1 tRNA gene is annotated in these 429 nt (G+C 43.4%); it reads left to right on the forward strand.

Annotated features, from left to right (window positions below):
* The first annotated feature begins 219 nt into the window (after positions 1-219).
* Positions 220-295, forward strand: a tRNA-Ala gene (locus GCL57_RS14685).
* The last annotated feature ends 134 nt before the right edge of the window (positions 296-429 follow it).

The raw sequence follows: 429 nt of genomic DNA on the forward strand, positions 1-429 counted from the left end.
AGGTAGCCGTAGGGGAACCTGCGGCTGGATCACCTCCTTTCTAGGAATACAGACAGCTCATACCTTCGGGTACAGAGAGTCCATTCTAGGTCAAGGGACCCGCACTCTGTTTCTGCAATCTTTTCAAAGTCAATAGAGACGGCTCAATTAAGAGTTATTCAAATTAAGAGGCTCAGCTTTTTAAGTGGAATTCTTTAAATTGAGGCGTTTTTGCCTTAAGGGCGCTTAGCTCAGTTGGGAGAGCACCAGATTTGCATTCTGGGGGTCAGGAGTTCGACCCTCCTAGCGTCCACCAGATTTCTGTTTTTTGACAAGAGAATAAGAAGAAGAAAGAAAAGTTTTCATATCCTAGTGAGGAGAGGGAGACGAGAAACTAGAAGAAGAGACTTGTAGGAATCTTTTTCTAGAGAATTTTCTAGCAGAAAGTTT

Origin of the sequence: Fluviispira multicolorata, from assembly GCF_009208585.1 — a bacterium.
In the GTDB taxonomy this organism is placed as follows: domain Bacteria; phylum Bdellovibrionota_B; class Oligoflexia; order Silvanigrellales; family Silvanigrellaceae; genus Silvanigrella; species Silvanigrella multicolorata.